General features: G+C 67.1%; 1 protein-coding gene. It reads right to left on the reverse strand.

Going from position 1 to position 1,638, the window contains the following annotated elements; genetic code table 11:
• Nucleotides 1–158: 158 nt before the first annotated feature.
• Nucleotides 159–1,553 (reverse strand): IS1380 family transposase, encoded by a 1,395-nt coding sequence (locus tag ACFWAY_RS53700; RefSeq protein ID WP_378516530.1) that lies wholly within the window; start codon nucleotides 1,551–1,553, stop codon nucleotides 159–161.
• Nucleotides 1,554–1,638: the final 85 nt, after the last annotated feature.

Raw genomic sequence — 1,638 nt, forward strand, 5'->3', positions numbered from 1 at the left:
CCTCAATCCGTGGATCGGTGATCTCGGTGATCTTAGGGTCGATTCTTTGGTGATGGCGACGGGTGACGCTGTTGGGGCGTGGTTGATCTGCTGACCGGTTGTCAGCTCATCCACGTTGGGTATTCCTGGGTCGGGGCCGGTGTGGCCGGGTTGTCGGGTCAGGCAGCTTGTGGCGGTTCGTAGTCGATGATGTTGTCCCAGAGGGTTGTCCAGTCGGCTTGTCGCGGCCAGTGCGCGGGTAGGTGGAGGACGGGTTTGCGTGCTGGCCGGGCGAATCGGGCGGGGACGTTGACCAGGTGCCGGCGCAGTGTGGCGCCGCGGGCGACGGCGTGGCGGCCGCCGGCGAGGGTTCCGGCGGCGCGCAGCAGGTTGTGGGTGATCGCCGCGCAGAGCGTCCAGGCGCTGTTCGCGCCGAAACGCCCCGACGGGATGTGGGCGAGTGGTCCGTCGATGAGGTCCGCGAACACCGTTTCCACGATCGCGTGTTTGCGGTGGGTGATGTCGGCGTCGGCGGTCGGCAGGTCGGAATTGGTGAAGAACGGGTGATACCGCCAGACCGGGAACAACGCATCCGGGTAGTTCGCGTCCTTGACCCGGCGCACGATCAGGCGGGCGGTGACCTTGTGGCGTCCAGAGAACGCGGTGTACTCGACCTCGGCGACCTCGGCGTCGGAGATCAGCTCCCCGGTGTCGGGGTCGGTCACCGCACCGGGATAGTGCACCGGCATCCAGTCGCTGTCGTCGATGCTGGCGAACGCCCGAGTGATGCGCGGATTACGCGTCATCACCAGGGAGAACTCGATACCCGCGGCGACCGCGGCGCCGATGACGGCCTTGTTGCCGAACGCCGAATCGCCGCGGGCCATGATCTTGCCGTTCGCGCCGCAGGCGCGGGCGGTGCTGATCGCCGACCGCAGCTGGGAGGCGGCGCCGCGTCCCGAGCCGGTCTTGCCGGCCCGCAGCCGCATCTCCGCGACCACCGGCGCCGCCTGCGCCGTGGACAGGGTCGTGACCAGCGGGTTCAGGCCCTTGCGGAGCAGGGAGCGGCCGGCGATCTTGGCGTGCCCGTAGGACGCTCCTTGTTTCTGGTGCCCGTACACCGGCCGCAGCAGTGAGTCGATGTCGAGGAAGGCTCGGTCCTCGATGCCGGGCAGCAGCGGGGTGCGGGCGGCGAGGGCGATCAGGTGTCGGCGTAGCACCGCCCCGAGCTGCAGGCTGTGCCCGAACGTGAACTCGCGCAGGAAGATCCCCAACGTCGACGGGGCGTACACCTGTTCGAAGAGAATCGGGGTGCCGCCGGCGCGGATCGTGTCCACGTCGTCGATGCTGTCGGCTCCGGTGAGCATCCCGCCGATGATCGAGGTCAGTTTCCCCACCGGGTTCACCGCACCCGAGGCCACCCGCGTGGAGGTGAGGTCGACATGGGTGTCGATCAGCTCCGACAGGCCGGTCTGTTCACCCAGTTCGAGGACCGGGACCAGCCCGGCCGCGGACACGAGATTATATTCGTCGAACACCGCGGACCCCGCCGTGAACGTGTGCGATGATTGCACTGAAAGTGCCTTTCCGTATGTGGACAATCGTGATGTGAGAATCTTGATTGTCTCACTACGGGAGGCGCTTTCGTCATTCGCACCC

Origin of the sequence: Rhodococcus sp. NPDC059968 (assembly GCF_042738615.1) — a bacterium.
Taxonomy (GTDB): Bacteria; Actinomycetota; Actinomycetes; order Mycobacteriales; family Mycobacteriaceae; genus Rhodococcus_F.